The organism is Bacillus sp. FSL L8-0199, assembly GCF_038005705.1.
Lineage (GTDB): Bacteria > Bacillota > Bacilli > Bacillales > Bacillaceae_G > Bacillus_A > Bacillus_A cereus.
This window is the reverse complement of record NZ_JBBOTS010000001.1, coordinates 3,461,394-3,480,919: the sequence shown is the minus strand read 5'-3', so window position 1 is coordinate 3,480,919 and position 19,526 is coordinate 3,461,394. Positions and strand designations below refer to the sequence as shown.

The window sequence follows — 19,526 nt, the reverse complement described above, 5'->3', positions numbered from 1 at the left end:
AAAAATCTATTTAAATTTATGTACATATGAAATTATAAACTAACTTTTGTATAGGTGAAATTTGGATTGAGTTACTGATAAAATAAGTCTTTTTAAGTATGAATATTCTGTGAAAATGATATGCGTGGTGACTCCTGTTTTGTAGCCTTCGTTATATTAACATGGAATATATCAAATTACAAAGTGAAATTTTAGAAAAATTTTATTAGTACATTTTATCTGAAATAGAAATGCTATTCATTTGAGTATTTTGGTACTTACTCGTATAAAACTTTGTTAGAAAAAGACTTTAAAATTTACATGTTTTTTATGAAGTGTAATATTGTAGCTTTATCTATGTGGCTTTCTCAATAACTATTAAGGCGAAAAGTTAAAATATATAGGTTTATAGATATGAATTATTACATAAAAACGCACTTAAAAAAGGATGTATGATGGTAATAGAATACAAACATCAAGGGGGAACTTAAAATGAAGTTAAATAAACTAGTGCTTAGTTGTGGAGTAGTTTCAGCATTAACACTTGGTGTGTTAGGGAATAATACTTATGCTGAAGAAGTACACAAAACGAATGATCCAATTCATGTAGTTGAACATGTTTCTGCAGACTTATTATTAACCCAAACAATGAATTATAGTGGCGAGGCTGTAACTTCTTTCGTATATGATGGGAGTACTGACTTAAGCTTCTCTATGAAAAATAATGGTCAAAATACAATGGGATATAGTGTAAAAGGTCCAAATACAGAGCTAATTGTTGGTGGTTATATAAAACCTGGAGAACAACAAATTAATGTTACAAATGTACGGAATGCTTTATCTCCATTACCGAATGGAACATATAAAATTTACGTTTCAAATGATGATGGTTCTAAGGGGCAATTCCAAGTTTCAGTAAGATCTATGAATTAAATTTAAAACGCTTTGTTTTTAAGTTAATTTAATCTTTGCTTATTGGAAAGAAGCTAAAATGAATTGAGAATTACCGATAAAAATGAAAACGAGCACCTTATCTAATTGTGAGAGGGTGTTCGTTTTTTGCTATTAAACAGAAAATAATTATAAATATATTTTGATATCCCCATTGCTAACCTACTAGATTGTGTCAACGAGAGAATGTCTACTATAAAAGATATTAAAATAAAGATGATGTAACATTCCGCTAAATTATATGGGGAAATAGAAAAACCACCCTTATATGAGTGGTTTTTAGTAATTATTTTTAGGTTATACATTTAAAATTAGGCTAAGTTATAGAAATAATAAACATTTAATCCGTTGTTATTATTTTGGTTCTGGATAATGATTGTAGTATGAGATTCTAATAAATTCTTGGTAGACATTTGTTAATTTGGCATCTCTAAGAGCATCGTTGAATTTTTGCATACGTACACTCCCTTGAGCGTAGCCTCCACCTGGAGTATAAGGGTTTCTAGCTTCAAAGTCATCCAAAAATACTCTTAATTTTTTATAGTCTTGAGATTGATAGAAAGCCACGGCCTCTTCAGGAGTGACATCAAAGTAAGAGGATGACGTTGAGTTATAAGAAGCTGCTTGAGCAGTAGGTGCCTCTAGCATAGTTGCAGCTCCACCGAACATAGTAAGCGCCATAGAAGATACAATAATTTTTTTAAACATAATAAAACCTCCATGTAGAATATTAGATTAATAGTAATCCTGTAATCATTATAGTTACAATGAAAATGATTATCAAATGCAATATTGCATAATATATCCCGTTATTTTTGGGCAGTAAGACTCCCGCCCAAAAATTCAATGAAAGCAAAGAAGTTAGGTGGGAATCGGGCGAATTAAAGTTTCACTTTATTATTTGAACGAGAAGTCACCTTTATATTTAAATGGAGGAGTGTAATAGATTAAAAGAGGTGTATAAATTACTCAGGTTAACAAGAAAATGAAAAGGCTATTTTTAATAGGGGAAAGCTTAATAACTGGAGTAAAGGAATTGCTATTTATATATTTAACATACATATTTGTCTTTTAAATTGTAGGCGTGTTTTAGAATTTGTATATAGTAAATTCGTTAAAAAACTTGATAAATAATAAAATGTGTAAATTTTTTGACTATTTTATTAAAATTATTTAATATTTGTAATTTATTGTTTTATAATGATAATTGGGTCGATCGTGAATGTTTTAGATATTGCGATATATACTCGGATTAATTTATTCTAGGGAGGTTACAAAATTGGGTAAGAGAGTCATTATAAGAGTTTTTACATTATTATCAGTACTGGCATTATTCCTTAATGTATTTTTACCTAGGGCTAGTGCAGAGGTTATGACGCATGAGAAATATTCAATGGACTGGAGTTATAGTAATAGTCTAGGTAAGTACATTCGCACTGAAATGATTAAAAATTCAAGTGGTCAAATTGCTTATTGCTTAACCCTTGGATTAAAATCACCAAATGGTGAAGATCTTCCTGAAATGGGGAAAACAGATAATGTAGTATATAGAGTCTTATTAAATGGTTTCCCGCAAAAAAGTGCTGAACAGCTGGGAGTAGCTAATAAAAATGAAGCGCATTATGCAACGCAACTTGCGGTTTGGAATGCATTAGGTCAACTCGATGTAAATGAATTAAAACATGAGAATAAAAATGTTGAAAAAGCAGCTAAGACAATTATTAATGCTGCTAATAATAGTGGGGATACGCAAGATATTTATATGAATGTTATCCCAGCTGAAAAACAAAAAGCAGAATTAAAAGGTGAATTCTTCGAAACGAATCTATATACAGTACAAACAAATGCTAAGAGTGGTTCTTATAAAGTAGTAGCGAAAAATGCACCTAATGGAGTTAGAATTGTTAGTGGAAATGGAGAAGTGAAAGATCAGCTTTCAGTTGGAGAAAAATTTCGTATCCAAATTCCTAAAAATACAAAAACGGGTGAATTTAATTTAAGTGTTGCTGCTAATTTAACTAAAGTTCAAGCAATTGCTTACCGTGGTACGGATACTGTTCAGAATGCTACAGTACTATTAGAAAGAAATGAAGAAAAGCTTAGTAGTGATCTTGCAGTAAATTGGGAAGCAGCTGGTTCTTTAAAAATTAAAAAAGTTGGAGAAAATGGAGAAGTTTTAGCTGGTGCAGTATTTGAGGTCTTTAATGCAAATAATGAATCAGTCGGAAAAATCACGACTGGTGCTGATGGTATGGCAGAATTAAACAACTTACCAATTGGTACTTACACATTAAAAGAAATTAAAGCACCAACAGGCTATGTTTCAGATGATAAACCACAAACTATTGAAGTTAAGACAGGGGAAACAGGAGCTGTCCAAATAGTAAATAACAAAGTAAAAGGTAACATCGAAATTAAAAAGCTTAGTGATTCAGGAAAGATTTTACCAAATGTTGAATTCACAGTCTTCACTGAAGATGGAAAAGAAGTGAAAAAAGTAGTAACAAAAGAAAATGGAATTGCAAACGTTGAAGATCTTACGTATGGTAAATATTATTTCTTAGAGACAAAAACACCTAATGGATATATTGGAAATAAAACAAAGTATCCTTTTGAAATTAAAGAGCACAATAAAACACTTACTTTTACAGTGGAAAATACCGAAGTGAAAGGTAGTGTAAAATTACTAAAAGTAGATAATGAAGATATTAGTAAAAAATTAGAAGGTGCAGCATTCGAGCTAAAAGATGCAAGTGGAAAAGTAGTTGGGGAATATAAGACAGATAAAAATGGTGAGATTAACGTCAAAGATTTAGCGTATGGTAAATATTCATTTGTAGAAAAGGCTTCTCCAAATGGTTACGTTCTTGTTAAAGAACCGATTACGTTCGAAATAAAGGAACATGGAAAGATTATTGAGTTATTGGCAGTTAATCATCTTATCAAAGGTGATCTAGAAATTACAAAGGTAGATGTAGCTGATGGAAATAACAAGCTTCCAAATGCAGAATTTACAATTTATAACGAAGCAGGAAAAGAAGTAGTAAAAGGTAAAACAGATGATAAAGGTATCGCTAAATTTGAAAAGCTACCATTTGGAAAATACACATATAAAGAAACTGTTGCACCAAACGGTTATATCTTAAATGAAGAGACGTTTTCTTTTGAAATTAAAGAGAATGGTCAAATCATTAAACACGTTGTCAAAGATGAGAAGATTCCTTCAATTAAAACAACAGCATCTGATAAAAAAGATGGTACAAAAGAAATGCACACTTCTAAGTCTGTAACAATCCAAGATAAAGTGGAATTCAAAGACCTACAAGTAGGTAAAGAGTACACTTTAAAAGGTAAATTAATGGATAAAAAGACTAATAAATCATTCGTTGTAAATGGTAAAGAAGTAACAGCTGAAACGAAGTTTACACCAAAAGAAGCAAATGGTTCTATTACATTAGACTTCACATTTGATGCAACTGGTTTAGAAGAAAAAGAAGTAGTAGTATTTGAAGAGTTACTGAAAGACGGAAAAGTTGTTACGACACATGCTGATATCAATGATAAAGGTCAAACAGTTAAGTTCGTTAAGCCATCAGTAAAAACGACAGCAACAAATAAAGCTGATGGTGGAAAAGAGATTCATTCAAAGGATTCTATCACTATTCAAGATAAAGTGGAGTATACTAACTTAGTTGTAGGTAAAGAGTACACTGTAAAAGGTAAACTAATGAACAAAGCTATTAACAAACCATTATTAATTGATGGTAAAGAAGTAACAGCTGAAACGAAGTTTACTGCAAAAGAAAAGAATGGGTTTGTAACATTAGACTTTACTTTTGTTGGTGCTGAACAGCAAGGAAGAGAAGTAGTCGTGTTTGAAGATTTATTACATGAAGGTCAAGTAATTGCAACTCATGCTGACATTAACGATGTAGGTCAAACAGTTCGATTTGTAGAACCTTCTATTAAAACGACAGCAACAAATAAAGCTGATGGTTCTAAAGAGTTAGATGCTTCTAAATCTGTAACAATCCAAGATAAAGTGGAATACAAAGACTTAATCGTGGGTAAAGAATACGTAGTAAAAGGCAAACTAATGGATAAAGCAACCAACAAACCATTATTAGTTGATGGTAAAGAAGTAACAGTAGAATCTAAGTTTACTGCTAAAGAGAAAAATGGTTCTATCACACTAGATTTCACATTTAATGCTTCTGCATTACAAGGTAAAGAAGTAGTAGTATTTGAAGAACTGTATCAAGATAATATATTAGTAGCTATTCACGCTGAAATTGAAGATAAGGGACAAACAGTGAAATTTAAAGAGGGAAAATCGGAACAACCTAAACCAGAACAGCCAAATTCAGATGAAAATACGCCAACACCAGAGCAACCTAACGAGCAAGTAAAAGAACAACCACAACTTAAGAAAGAAATTCAATCTAAAATTGGATGGTTACCGCAAACAGGTACTAATCTTACAAGTTGGATTTCTATGGCTGCAGGAGCATTACTGTTAATTGCTGGTGGAGTTATTTTCTTAAAACGTAAAAACGCATAAAAACTAAAAAATAAGCACATCTGTTTTTATAACAAGATGTGCTTATTTTTATCATTTTAGCCAAGAAGACTCCTATATTTAAGCGTGAATGGCATTTAAAATAGCAACTTTATTTGTAGTAAACAATACATAATTTTGTTTTACTGTTTTAATTAAAATACGGTCTGTTGTCCCATAAGCTGTTCCAATACGTATTACATCTACTTCTTCAACACCAGCATAGGTAGCATCTTCGGTAACCTCAATCACATCACGTAATGGAATTGTAATCTCCGCCAATTGCCATGAAATAATTAACTCTTCATTTGTTTTTTTTACATTAATGCCTAGCATTATACCAAGACCTTTCAATAATAATAATAATATGCTACACTTCTAATCTTATTATATAAATTTTTAGATTATTTATCTATATATAGGAATAGAATTTATTTCTATTTGTGAGCATCTTAATGATGTCAAACAAATAGAAGGATATACAGTCTTTCTATTAAGAAATATGTTAAGAACAAAATTTCACTTCAAATTAATATGAATTTGATATGGTTGAGATATTATGAACGAGAAACAGTAAGAGTTGCAGGAAGGAAATGAATAATGAGACTTAAATTAGTAGGGATTTTCATTTGTGTAATTATGATGTTAGGTATCTTTATAATTTACACCAATCAATCTATTGGTAAAGAATCAGATAAGATGAACTATGAATCTCGTGAAAACTTCATAAATAAAGAGAAAGATAGTAGAGGAAAAAGGCAATCAAAATACAATGAAAGTTCTTTTGCTAGTATACAGGCTGTAGTTAATAAGGAATATGGATTACCCGAAGACTTAGTGGACAGGATTGTTACTGCATTAACAGATAAACTTAATGTGTAAATTATTCAGTGTTTATGAATTCTATTATTACTATTTAAAGCCTAATTTCTCAATGTATTGTAGAGAAATTAGGCTTTTTTTATCAATTCATTAAAGTTTTTATAATTCAAGGACTCAAGTTAATGATTATATTTTCAAGTATTCGTTTTGAGCTACATAGATATAGTTTTCGTTGCAACTGTTTGTTGAAATATTTTATCATGCTCAACAATAACCATTGTGGGATTAAATTGTTGAATAAGTTCTTCAATCTGCATGCGGGAATAGATATCTATAAAATTTAGTGGTTCGTCCCATATATATATATGAGCTTTTTCACATAAACTTTTAGCGATAAGCAGTTTTTTCTTTTGTCCACCAGAATAATGAGATATATCTTTTTCAAATTGAATTCGGTCAAAGTCCATCTTACTTAGGATGGACTTAAATAAGGTTTCATCAATCTTGTGCTCTTCAATAAAGCCTGATAGCGATCCCTTCAAATGAGAAGTATCTTGTTGGACATAGGAAATGATGAGTCCTGTACCTAAAGTAACTAAGCCTGTATGCTGTATCGGATGTCCTAGAATTAGTTTTAGGATACTACTTTTTCCGCTCCCATTCGTTCCATCAAGTACAATTCGGTCACCTTGTTCAACTATGAAGCTAATCGGCTCATTCACAATTTGATCATTGTACTTAACGGACACGTCAACTAAAGTAACCAATTCATTTGATTTAAATTGCAATTGTTCCAATTTTAATGACTCAGTTTTTTCCACATTTTTTAGTAATTTTGATTTTTCCTCAATAGCTTTTTGTTGCCTTGATTCAAGGTTTTTTGCTCTTTTCATCATCTTGGCTGCTTTATGTCCTACAAACCCCTTATCCAACTTAGAGCCTGAATTCCTCGTTCCATTTTTTGAAGCTTCCACGTCATGAGACCAACTTGCTGAACGTTTGGAAGACTGTTTTAATCGCCCTATGTCTTTTTGTAGACGCTCATTTGTAGCCTTCTCGTGTTCTTGCTGTCTATCAAAATTTAACTTCCAAGAAGAATAGTTACCACTTTGAACTTCAATATTTGCTCTATTAATAGATAGGATATGGTCAACGCACCCATCTAAAAAGATTCTGTCATGTGAAATTAAAATAAATCCTTTTTTCTTCCTTAGATAATCGGAGACTATCTTTCGTGCATCTGTATCTAAGTGATTTGTTGGTTCATCAATTAATAGAAATTGACCCGCATTTAAAAACAGTGCAGCAAGCAACACTTTTGTTTGTTCCCCATTTGATAATGTTTTAAATGGTCTGTACATGACCTCAGCATCAACATTTAAATAGGATATCTCACGTAGAAGTTCCCAATCTGCGGCTTGGGGACAAATTTCTTCAAGGATTTCATGAGTGAATTTGTTCTTATCTGAAACAGAGTAGGGGAAGTAATTGAATTCTACTGAAGCAAGGATTTTCCCGCTATACTCATAATTCCCTAACAATAAATTAAAGAATGTCGTTTTACCTCGTCCGTTTCTACCGATAAATCCCAGCTTCCAATCCGTATCTATTTGGAAGTTTACACTTTCAAAAATATTATCAAAGCTACCTGGGTATGAAAAAGTTAAGTCTTGGACCTTTATCATTGACATAATAATTCCTCCTTTATATATCGAAACGTTTCATATAAAGTCGGAACATCCATCCATTTTTTAATTCCTCTATATAAGTTTGATGGATATTAACGACTTATATAGAGCATTACATGTGTAACAATAGTATCTGAAGTACTCATTTTTCTCGCTCCTTTATTTGTGAAGTACATTTAACAATTAGTAAGTTTCAACTAAGACAAACAGGAATAAAAAAACCCCCCAATTTGTAATCGGAAGGATTAGTCTTTCGTCTATACTTAATAAGTACTTATTAATCATTTGAATCATGACAAATAAAGTATGAACTGAATTTTAAAAATGGATAGACTAACCCTATATTTTGTAGTTTGAAGTTATAAAATTCAACTTAAAATATAAATTAGTTAATCATTATTCATCCATCATTCCTTTCATAATTCTATTTTTAGAGTAACATTCTTTTTAGGGAGATGCAATATTAGCTTCAATTTCATCTAATACTAAATCATTTATAATTCTTTGAGTAAGGAGATAAAACTTTACCGCCCTTTTTATAAACATCACATTTTTGTTCAATAGGTCATGTCTTTTGTCCGTTAAAAAGGGAGGATATGAAATTGACATCAACTTTTTGTGTAACTATAATAGTTACAGTTGGTTTCGTAAACTAATTTGAATTTCTATTTTAATGATAGTATATTTTCATTCCTTTTTAAGTGTGACAGATAGCAACTATAATCCAATAGAGGAGTAGATTCTATCTCATATGTAAAGAGTAGATAAGTTGTACCCGCCAAATTTACGACGCGCAAATACTTAAAAAATTACATTTTTCAGCTTATCCTTTTTAGAATCCTCAGTATTGGTAATTGTAAACATCTACAAAAAGTTAATAAGATTGTTGTGTGTAGAAAGAAATCTTTTAAAAAGGTCATAATATGGATAATAGGTAGCACACATTTTAATTAGTAGGACTTGTGCTACCATCAAGCCATTTTTTAATAAAAGTATAGAAAAACTCAAGAAGGTGAGTCCATTGCGTAAGCATGCATATGTGCAATTTTATGTATTGATATTGGCTTTAATAACTTATATAAGCTTTTGCTTTATATTTTTATTTGTTTTTCCGAATCATTATTTCGTATCAGATTTTAATATCCGACTATCATCTTTAGTCGTTGAAACTACTGTATTTATCTCATTACTGTATTCTATATTATCCCAAAAAATTAAGTTAGGAGTATTCTGGGTTTGCATTACTATTGCAATAGGGTGTTTTTTGATAGGGAATTTCATATCCGCTTTTCAAGTACTTAATGTAGAATTACCAATACAAAATTTTAATATTTCTGATGTATTCCTACTGTTTTTCTTATTCTTCTTTCTTTTTGCGTTCTTTTATAAAATTATGATGGAATGTAACAAATGGGAGAAAACGTATTTACTTTGTGATTTATGCATTGTTGTTACTGCTATTTTTACATTAGAGTGGTACCTATTTAATAAACCATCTGCAAATATTTTATTCTTATCAATTGGAGATGTTTTTCTCTCATTTATTTTTCCGATTATAGATTTATTGCTTCTATTACTTGGAGTTACACTGATCTTTCGACCTGCTATTTTCAATGCAAAAAGTAAATTGTTTATTTTTATCCTAGTATTAACTGGATTGGCTATTACGGACTATTTGTATTTTTACTTACAAGGTGATTTGTCAGAGCGTTCAGTTATATTTTTAAGGTGTTTGTATAGAGTTTTCCTATTATTTATCGCTATTGCTGCTACAATCCCAAAGAATACTTCTTCTAAAAGAAATTATTTTATTATTAATCCGACATTTGGAGAGAAACTTCTTGGTATATTCCCTTATCTTGCAGTTGCAGTCTTAATTGGCTTTACTTTGAAAGAGCAAACTTCTTCAGCTACATTAATTACGGGAAATTGTATTGCTTTTGTATTTGTACTGATTCGTCATACAATCGTACGAATGCAAAACAAAGAGTTAACTAAAACATTAAAAGTGTTTAATAATCAATTAGAACAAACAGTATCTCAAAGAACAAGGGATTTAATAAATAAATCTAATGATTTAGTAAAAAATCAAGAGAGATTTAAGTCATTATATGAGTATCATCCGGATCCTATTTTAACGATTGATTCAAACGGTATCGTATTAAATATAAACCAGGCTGGAAGTATGTTATTAGGAAAAGAAAGTGCTGCATTGATAGGGAAAGAGTGCTTCTCTATTTTTTTAGATGAAGATAAATCTGAATTGGAAGCAGCTATAAAGAAAGGGAAACGATGTAGTTCATCTTCACTACAGTTACGTGTGAAAAATAACAATGAGAAAGATATACTCTTTTGGTATGTCACTATAGTTCCTATTATGATAGAAGGACAAACCTTTGGGAGCTATGTAATGGTAAAAGACATAACAAGGATGAAACAACAACAGGAAGAGATAAATTACCTTGCATTCCATGATACGGTGACGGAGATTGGAAATCGTATATTCTTCCAACAAGAATTAGATAGATCTATTAAGCGTGCACAAAAAACACAGGATAAGTTTGGGCTCCTGTATATTGATTTAAATCGCTTTAAGACTATTAATGATACATTGGGTCATTCGATTGGTGACAAGGTTTTAAAAGAAGTTGCCAAACGTTTTAGGACATGTCTGTCACCGACTATTCCTCTAGCAAGAATAGGTGGTGATGAGTTTGCGATCATTGTCCATAACCAAACAGAGCAACAGCTATTGGATTTGTGTAAAACTCTATTTCGTATAACTGAAGAACCATTTGTAGTAAATCAGCATAGTTTTTACTTATCTCTTAGTATAGGAATAGCAGTGTATCCATTTGGAGGAATAAATACTACTACACTTTTACAACACGCTGATATCGCTATGTATAGCGCAAAGGAAAAAGGTAACAATGCTGTTTGTATGTATGACGAGACATTATCTCAAAAAGTAACTCGTCGATTACGATTAGAACAGGATTTACCAAATGCAATTGAAAATAATGAGTTGTTTTTATTGTATCAACCACAAATTGATAGTAAGGCAGGTAAGGTTATTGGTGCAGAGGCTTTAATACGTTGGCAACATCCAGAGCTTGGGCTGATTTCTCCTTTTGAGTTTATACCTATCGCAGAAGAAACGGCGCAGATTATTTCAATTGGGAAGTGGACGTTACAGAAAGCGTGTCAACAACTGAAAGAATGGCATTCTGCGGGCTTTTCAAATCTAAAGATGGGGATAAATTTATCAGCTATAGAGTTTGAACAGAAAGATTTTGTTCAAACCATTATATCTACCATAGAAGAGATAGGAGTACCTGCTAATTCGATTGATTTGGAATTAACAGAGCGAATAGCAATGGTAGATGAAAAGGAAACCTTATCGAAGTTAAAAGCATTAAAATCATATGGTGTACATTTATCAATTGACGATTTTGGTACAGGTTATTCTTCATTAGCGTATCTTCCTCTTTATCCAATTGATACTTTGAAAATTCCAAGAGAATTTGTTAATAGGATTGGAACTTCTACTGATGGAGATGAAATTATACAAACCATTATTTCACTTGCTCATACTTTAAACATGAAAGTGATAGCAGAAGGGGTAGAAACGAAGGAACAATTAACAGTGTTACAACGTAATGCATGTTATCTAATTCAGGGCTATTACTACAGTAAACCTGTAAATGAAGATGAATTTATTGGTTTTTTAAGTACAATACAAAATGAATAAGTGAAAAATCAGTATATGTATGAAATAAAGTGAAAAGACGATCTATCCATATGGATTTGAACGTCTTTTCACTTTATTTTCAGTAGTTATGCAGCAAGGTTTCAGCCTTTGAAAGTAAAATAAGTATCTATATTCCTTGTATTTAGGGCTAATGGGATATGAGGTGAAAGTTGCTTCTTGTGAAACCGCATTAGGGACAGCTCGTATATTCTTAAAGCAATTTGAAAAAGCGGAAGAACATTTCAATCGGTCCATTGACCTTTTGCAAAAACATAATAAAGAAAAATTGATTTTAATAGTAAGGCATAATCTAGGACTATTATATGCAACTCAAAATTTATCTAAATTAGCAATTCGTCATTTATCAGAAGTGACAGAGAAGAATATTGTCCATTTTAAAGCATTGTTCTTACAAGCGCGTGAACACTATAAGCTAAGAAAAACAAATATTGTAAAAGAACTTATTGAAAAAGGATTAGCAGTTTGTATGGAATTAGGAAATGAAGAGTATGTATATCATTTCAATATTTTACGTTCTCTTAATGAAGATGAAGCAATTAAACTCTTAGAAGAAGTGAAAAAAGTATTTCTTACTTCGAAAAGCAAGGTTTATGGGATTTCGTAGAAGAATATGCAGATCTAAAAAAGGAAGAAATTATACAATAATCACATGCTATCATTTTTAATAGCTAATTAACAAAAGGACTCCAATTATGGAGGCCCTTTGTTAATGGGATAATGCTTTAGTTTATCTAATTATAACAATATTTGTAAAAAGTGTAAAGGGGTCCTAGTTTGGAGGGGGAATTATTTAATCTTTTTTATTTAATAAAGGGATGATATTTAGTTATCTGCGTTTCTTAATTATGTTTTTTATCACAATTTGAAGTAAATTTCAGTTAATCTTATTTATTTTATAGGAATTATAAGTTATACTAAAAGTAGGTGCAAAATGTACCATTTGAAAAAGAGTGCATTGCAAAAAGGAATCCGTAAAGGATTCCTTTTTTGTTTCTTTTAAAATGAAGCAACGTTCTAATTATCTCTTTCTTTTTTTATGAATGAACTACCAATGTATAAATTTAAAAGGTATTTTTGGAAAATTGCCATATTCCTGTAACAAAACAAAGGTATGTTATGTGTGTTAAATATAAAGAGAAAGAAGGAAAAGTTGTGAAAAAAGTTTTGCCAATTGTTGCGTTATTAGGCATGATGAGTTTTGGAGTACAGGAAATGAATGTAAGAGCTGATACATACCACAAGGGCGATTCAAAAATTAGTTTTTGGGATTCGAAAAGAAAGGGTACTAATTTCATGAATAGTACGTCATTACCTGAAAACTATAAAAGTGCAAAAGAAGCTAATATTGAATATGTACGTTTAGCACCTGATAAATGGGCAAAAGATAAAGATTTTCTATTTGAGGATAAACCAGATATTTCTGGGAAAGTTTATCTTATATAATGGTGGAGACAATAGGATATATGTATTACAAGCACTAAGTAATGGTAGATATATATCAGCAAATGGTGGTAGAGAATTAACAGCTACTAGTTATGTAGCTGGAAGCTGGGAAAGATTTGTTATTGTATACTTCTAAACTTTGAAGTGTTATATATCTAAATGATAATGGCATGTTTAGTTGGTATAAATACCTAATACAATAAAGTTTTAAGCATGTAATACAAGTGTATATTAACGTGTAAAAGGGCTGCAAATAATTAGCAGTCCTTTTTGCATGGACTTACTGAGGTTATAATGAGAAGAAAAAGAACCCTATAGGGTTCTTTTTCAAGGCATATTAACAGTAAGGAGAATCATGAAATGCTACTTCAAATCTTTATTAGGGGAAAGATTTTGAAAAAGCTTAACATGTATTTATTTTTACATAAATGTAAGATGTAGTAAATTGATAATGTTTATACTTACTATTACTAATATTCAATTAAGATAGTTAATACTATTTATATAGTTTTAACTGGTGTATAGTACAGTATAGATTTAGAAATTTAATATTAGATTACATTTGTTAAAAAAGTTAATAGATATATTATTTCAAATTTTAACTAACATTTAAACGGTTTTAATTGAAATTGGTTGTGTATTAACCCTTATAAGCCAATAAAAGTAAATAAAATAAACAAAGACCCTGTAATAAATACAGGGCCGGATACAGGGTTAAGGGAACGCATAGTTTCTTAATATCATAGTAGCATAGTAGCATATATTCTTTGTATAGCTACATGAGGATTTTGACAGAATTAAGAACAAGACAGAAAATCTGTAGGAAAGCAAATATAGTGCTGGAAATGTGATTTTAAATTAAGCTATAGGTATATTGAAATGGATGAAAACTCTTGAGTACCATGATTAAATTGCCTTTAATTATGAGGTCTAGGTTAGAGGGATAATTGGATCTTACTGAAAAGAAAAAATATTTTTTAGATTAAAAGAAGAAAAGACACCTTTTGGGTGTCTTTTCTTTAGGTAAACAGTTCACATATTGCTGAATTAGATACGAAACCATAATTCGACTACGAAGTAAATCCTAACATAATCTGAACAGAAAAAATATGTAATATTACATTTTTAGTTTTTAATTATTTTATTCAATATAGAGAAACAACGTAAATAAAAGGGCATGCAGTCGTATCTGCAGCTCTTTTTAAGAGGAATTTAAGATACCAACAGGACGCGTATTGGTAAACAGGTTCAAAAATAGTATATGTGTTAAGAAAAAGTCCTATACAAAAAAATTACTGTAAGCAAGCCTATTTGTATGTGAAATAAAGAAGGGCCGTCCTATTTGGAGGGCTCTTCTCGTTTGAAGAATTAATATTCAAATAGTTTATCCATTAAATTTTGAATTTCACGTTTTCTTTTTTCTTTTATCAATTGTATACTAATTACCCTCAATTATTAATTGAGGGTAAAGAAGTAACTGTTGAGACTAAGTTTATTGAAAAAGAAAAAAGGTTTTGTAAAGCTAGCCATTACTTTCGTTGGTACTAAACAGCAAGAAAGAGAAATAGTAGTGTTTGAAGACTTATTACATAAAGGTCAAGTAATTGTAACATACCCTGATGTTAATCAGATTTGGAAAAAGAAAAACAAATTTACACACTATACTTAGCATCTAGATGAGACTTATATCAAAGTCAAAGGAGAGTGGGGTTATCTTTATTGTACAAGGGAGCAAGATGGAGTTAATGATGAATAGTTAATTTCATAATTAAGAAATAGTTAAGAAATAGTTAAGCCCGGTTTAAAATTTGCTTTCTATACTAAAAACATAAGCATACAAGAAAGTTGGTGTTCTTACATGAGCGCAATAATAAAGACTACAAATTTAACAAAGATTTATGGCAATCAGAAATCAGTGGATAATCTTAATATAACCGTAAATCAAGGAGAAATTTACGGCTTTTTAGGTCGAAATGGTGCAGGGAAGACGACTACAATTAGAATGTTATTAGGATTGATAAAGCCCACCCATGGAAAGATTGAAATATTTGGAGAAGATTTATTAAAAAATCAAAAAGAAATCCTTAAAAGAATTGGGTCTATTGTTGAAGTTCCTGGATTTTATGAGAATCTTACAGCACGGGAAAATCTACTAATTAATGCGAAAATTATTGGGATACACAAAAAAAATGCAATTGATGAAGCGTTAGAAATCGTGGGATTGCAACATGAAACTAAAAAGCTTGTGGGCAAATATTCTTTAGGGATGAAGCAAAGATTAGGGATTGCTAGATCTCTTCTTCATTACCCAGAATTATTAATATTAGATGAGCCTACTAATGGTTTGGATCCAATAGGAATTAAGGAAATTAGAAGATTGATACAAAATTTGGCTAAAGAAAGAAAAATTACTTTATTAATATCCAGCCACATTTTATCGGAAATAGAACAGTTAGTAGATCATATGGGGATCATTCATGAAGGTAAGCTCTTAGAGGAAATCGAATTTAACAGCCTTAGAAAAAAGAATCGCAAATATATTGAGTTTCAAGTATCGAATGACAATAAAGCTACAAAAATCTTAGAGAAAAACTTTGGTATTTTTGATTATGAAGTTCATAATGAGGGGATTATTCGCGTGTATTCTAAACTTGGGCAACAAGGAGATATTAATAAAATATTTGTACAAAATGATATTCAGGTTTTGAAAATCTTGATGAGTGAAGACAGATTAGAAGATTACTTCACAAAATTAGTTGGAGGTGGAACAATTGGTTAATCTGTTATATACAGAATTATTAAAGCTAAAACGATCCCATATGTTCTTAATTAGTATTCTCGGTGCATCGGTAGTACCTTTTATGGTAGTAGTAGCATCATTTGTAAGCTTAAAAACTAAACATCCTACTCCTACTATTGTATTTAGTCAATTGTTTGGTGAAGTAAATTTATATACTGTTCTAATAATAGGAGTACCACTATATGGGGTAGTAACCGCCTACCTATTTATTCGGGAATATACAGAAGATACATTAAAGAATTTATTAACTATACCTGTATCACGTATGAATTTTCTTATAAGTAAATTCCTACTTCTATTTTCGTGGATTATGATGTTAACTTTTGTAGCATGGGGATTAACATTATTATTAGGGATAATATTTCAATTTGATGGACTAAGTTCATCCTTAATAAGGGAATCTTTTGTACAGTTTTTGATAGGTGGATTATTGCTTTTTATTTTATCAACACCAATCATACTTTTAACAATTGTACTTAAGAATTACGTACCGACCATTGTATTTACAGTTGTAATAACCATGATTAATTTAATGACAGCAAATTCAGAACATAGAGGATTGTTTCCATGGGCAGCAGCAGGTGATATCTCAAGAAATACGCTTCAGCCCACTTATCCTCCCGAGTACTCCTATATAGGTATATTCGGAACATCTATTATTGGATTAGTATTATTGATTTCATATTTTAAAAAGGTAGATATTCATTAAGAAAAATAAAATGGGACCATCTAAAACTATTAGGTAGTAACAAAAAGTAGATTAAAAAATTATAATTAGCGTTTGATTTATATATATGGTAAGGAGGAGTTTGAAAATGTCTTTTTCTCAATTCAATATTGATGCTTTTCGAGCCGTTAACGATTTAGGTAAACAGTACCCATTTCTCAATTCTACTATGACGTTCGTGGCAGAATATATGGTATATTTCTTAGCTTTAATTATTGTAGTGTATTGGTTTACTCGATCTAACCAAAATCGAATGATGGTTGTTCAAGCGATGATTGCTTTTGTGATTGCTGAGGTTATCGGGAAAATAGCAGGAAAGTTTCATTCAAATTATCAACCATTTGCAGAGTTACCCAATGTTAATAAATTGGTAGAGCATGCTGTTGATAATTCATTTCCAAGTGACCATACAATTTTATTCTTTTCAATTTGTTTTTCATTTTGGCTTGTTCATAAAAAGATTGGTTGGCTATGGATTACACTTGCATTCTGTGTAGCCATTTCTCGTATCTGGGTAGGAGTTCATTATCCTTTCGATGTTATAACAGGTGCTATATTAGGGATTGTTTCAGCGATAATTGCTTATTGGTTAGTACCAAAAGTTACTTTCTTGAAAAGAATACTTTCTATATATGAAAAAGGGGAAAACTACATTTTACCTGCAAAAGATAAATCAAAAAATTTTTAAGGAAAAACATCTGAATTATAAGTAGCTTTTTGCTTATAGTGTTAATTTGATGTTAGATAAAGATGAAACATTTCTAGGACAATTGAAGTGGCAAGTTTAAGCCACTTCAATTGTCCTAGAATGACTGAGTGAAAATATGGTTTATATATGTATCATCAATACGAATAACGTTTTCTTGGTAAGAATTTACTCATTACAATTTTTTTTGGAAGACTAAACCTCATAGACATACCCCACATCATTTTCACTTCAAAAATGAATTTCATACTTAAGTTAAAACAGTTATAAGGGATAGGATAACATTGGTGTTCATTCCTTGTTGTAATAATTGTAGATATACATAATTATTTTTTGGAAAACAATTTACAGTAATATTACGTTTTTAGAGGAGAAATCAAGTTGTCAAAATCACTAATAAATATGATTTATTAGTGATTTTGACAACTTGAGAAAATAATTCGTTTATTATTTTGATTACAATATAAGGTAGTATTAGAATGTAGCGTGAAAAGTTAGAGAAAATAAACTGCATATCAAAAGGAGGATGCTTTTGGATAGTTATGTTTGGATTATGAATATCAGAATGAAAAACTATACAATTTAATGAGTGGTAGTGTACATTTGGACGTGTAATCCGCGATAGAAATCCTAATGGCAAATTATATCTTAAAGCAGTGTGTTAGGCTCTAACCAAAGGAACTGTGATGAACGTTAGGGATTTAGATATTATACGTTTCAAACATAGCAAAGGTATTGAATTCTGAATAATTAGAATTAAGTCAAATTAAATGGGGAGTCCTTATGAAGAAAATTTTAGTTATATTTCAAAATGGGAATTACTCGAGGCTATTTTTTGCATCTTTTACTTCACAAATGGGTAGTACAATTGGTTTAACTGCACTTATGTTTTATTTTTTAAATCGTTTTTCGCACCAACCTGCATATGCTACTATTACGGAGTTGATGTTGTCTTTGCCCACATTAGTAGTATTTTTTCTTGTTGGTGTAGTTACTGATAGGATTGATCGACAAAAAATAGCTCAAAATTGTGATTGGATCTGTTCTATATTATCGCTTTTATTATTATGGTCTCTTTTTCTAAACTGGATGCCAGTAGCATTTGCGCTGTTATTTTTAAGAAGTATGGTAAAGAGCTTTTTTACACCCGCGCAATCATCCCTTGTACAAGGTGTTTTAACAAGAGATGACTATGCTACTGCAGTTGGTTTGAATCAGATGGTTACAAGTTTGTTTATGCTTTTTGGTAGTGGTATCGGGATTTATTGTTATTGGGTAATCGGTATTTATGGTGCAATCTTAATTGATGCAATTAGTTTTTTTATTAGTGCTCTTCTAATAAAATCTTGTAGAATGTCAGAAGAAATTCGTATGCCAAATGGAAAGCATAATATCAAGGATTTGAACATTTCAATTGTAATGAAGGATTTTGTGAAGGGAATACGTTATATTTTGAACCACAACTTGTTACTTACACTTATCTCCGGATTTATAGTTTTCGGAATTTTAAATGGAGGGCTCTCAGTGATGCAGGTATTTATTTTAAAATACAAACTAGCCCCAAGAAACTATGAAGAAGTTTCAATTATATTAAGTATAGTCTTTGGTATCGGGATTTTACTTGGTAGTGTTATAGCATCTATACTTTCTCAAAAAATAAAGCTTTATCATTTACTAATTTTAGCTTTGTTTATTGGAGGAGGAGCGACTATTTTGAGCTCATTAGTCAATACAGTTTGGCTGTATGTTATTTGTACGGGCATAGTTGCCCTAGCACTTCCGATGATTAATGTAGCTATTGGAGGTTGGATTCCGAAAATAGTAAATCCCAAAATGATGGGAAGAGTACACGGGTGTATTAATCCTTTGATGATGCTCTCACAGTCACTAACCTTACTTTTTATTGCTGGATTTTACCCAGGTATTCTTGCAGTTGAAACTCTTTTTTGGATAGTTGGCGGATGTTTAATATTTGTAGGAGTTTTTTACATGATTAGCATTCCACGATTAATGAAAGTAGAAAAATCAGTTAGCATAACGCTCGAATAATTGTAGTTGATCAATTAATTTAACTAGGATT

11 protein-coding genes and 5 pseudogenes are annotated in these 19,526 nt (G+C 30.8%); 13 read left to right on the top strand and 3 right to left on the bottom strand.

Going from position 1 to position 19,526, the window contains the following annotated elements; translation table 11 throughout:
* Positions 1-471 precede the first annotated feature (471 nt).
* A complete protein-coding gene (locus NST86_RS17840; protein WP_000773525.1) occupies positions 472-912 on the top strand; it encodes a hypothetical protein in 441 nt (146 codons plus the stop codon).
* Between the two features lie 372 nt (positions 913-1,284).
* Here NST86_RS17840 and NST86_RS17835 read toward each other — a convergent pair whose 3' ends face one another.
* Positions 1,285-1,638 carry a hypothetical protein gene (locus NST86_RS17835; protein WP_227593250.1) on the bottom strand — a complete coding sequence of 118 codons (354 nt, stop codon included), beginning with the start codon at positions 1,636-1,638 and terminating at the stop codon, positions 1,285-1,287.
* A gap of 571 nt (positions 1,639-2,209) precedes the next feature.
* Between NST86_RS17835 and NST86_RS17830 the strand changes: the two genes are divergently transcribed.
* Positions 2,210-5,491, top strand: coding sequence for a VaFE repeat-containing surface-anchored protein (locus NST86_RS17830; protein ID WP_227593251.1), 3,282 nt, complete (start codon positions 2,210-2,212; stop codon positions 5,489-5,491).
* A gap of 78 nt (positions 5,492-5,569) precedes the next feature.
* On the opposite strand, the gene NST86_RS17825 is transcribed toward NST86_RS17830, so the two are convergent.
* Positions 5,570-5,824, bottom strand: a complete 255-nt coding sequence (locus NST86_RS17825; protein ID WP_000900695.1) for a SunI/YnzG family protein — start codon at positions 5,822-5,824, stop codon at positions 5,570-5,572.
* A 264-nt stretch (positions 5,825-6,088) separates the two neighbouring features.
* Between NST86_RS17825 and NST86_RS17820 the strand changes: the two are divergent.
* Positions 6,089-6,322 (top strand): annotated as a pseudogene (locus NST86_RS17820) (hypothetical protein); the annotation flags it as partial.
* 200 nt (positions 6,323-6,522) lie between these two features.
* Here the strand turns inward: NST86_RS17820 and NST86_RS17815 are convergent.
* Positions 6,523-8,001, bottom strand: a complete 1,479-nt coding sequence (locus tag NST86_RS17815) for an Lsa family ABC-F type ribosomal protection protein (protein WP_000061795.1) — start codon at positions 7,999-8,001, stop codon at positions 6,523-6,525.
* 1,018 nt (positions 8,002-9,019) lie between these two features.
* On the opposite strand from NST86_RS17815, the gene NST86_RS17810 reads away from it, so the two are divergent.
* From NST86_RS17810 to NST86_RS17775, 10 genes and pseudogenes are all read left to right on the top strand, one after another.
* Complete coding sequence (locus NST86_RS17810) at positions 9,020-11,749, top strand: sensor domain-containing protein (RefSeq protein ID WP_227593252.1); 2,730 nt, start codon at positions 9,020-9,022, stop codon at positions 11,747-11,749.
* Between the two features lie 151 nt (positions 11,750-11,900).
* Positions 11,901-12,374, top strand: coding sequence for a tetratricopeptide repeat protein (locus NST86_RS17805; protein ID WP_103572787.1), 474 nt, complete (start codon positions 11,901-11,903; stop codon positions 12,372-12,374).
* Between the two features lie 512 nt (positions 12,375-12,886).
* A pseudogene (locus NST86_RS17800) lies at positions 12,887-13,210 on the top strand (cellulase); the annotation flags it as partial.
* Positions 13,197-13,349, top strand: a pseudogene (locus NST86_RS34900) (fascin domain-containing protein); the annotation flags it as partial. The pseudogenes NST86_RS17800 and NST86_RS34900, both read left to right, overlap by 14 nt.
* Positions 13,350-14,665: 1,316 nt before the next feature.
* Positions 14,666-14,846, top strand: a pseudogene (locus NST86_RS34895) (VaFE repeat-containing surface-anchored protein); the annotation flags it as partial.
* Positions 14,835-14,954: pseudogene (locus NST86_RS17795) on the top strand (IS6 family transposase); the annotation flags it as partial. The pseudogenes NST86_RS34895 and NST86_RS17795, both read left to right, overlap by 12 nt.
* A 117-nt stretch (positions 14,955-15,071) precedes the next feature.
* Complete coding sequence (locus tag NST86_RS17790; protein WP_001273092.1) at positions 15,072-15,992, top strand: ABC transporter ATP-binding protein; 921 nt, start codon at positions 15,072-15,074, stop codon at positions 15,990-15,992.
* Positions 15,985-16,722 (top strand): ABC transporter permease, encoded by a 738-nt coding sequence (locus tag NST86_RS17785; protein ID WP_000247702.1) that lies wholly within the window; start codon positions 15,985-15,987, stop codon positions 16,720-16,722. The genes NST86_RS17790 and NST86_RS17785 overlap by 8 nt, the downstream gene beginning before the upstream one ends.
* A gap of 106 nt (positions 16,723-16,828) precedes the next feature.
* Positions 16,829-17,428, top strand: coding sequence for an undecaprenyl-diphosphatase (locus tag NST86_RS17780; protein ID WP_000010574.1), 600 nt, complete (start codon positions 16,829-16,831; stop codon positions 17,426-17,428).
* 801 nt (positions 17,429-18,229) lie between these two features.
* Complete coding sequence (locus tag NST86_RS17775; RefSeq protein WP_016118422.1) at positions 18,230-19,495, top strand: MFS transporter; 1,266 nt, start codon at positions 18,230-18,232, stop codon at positions 19,493-19,495.
* Positions 19,496-19,526 lie beyond the last annotated feature (31 nt).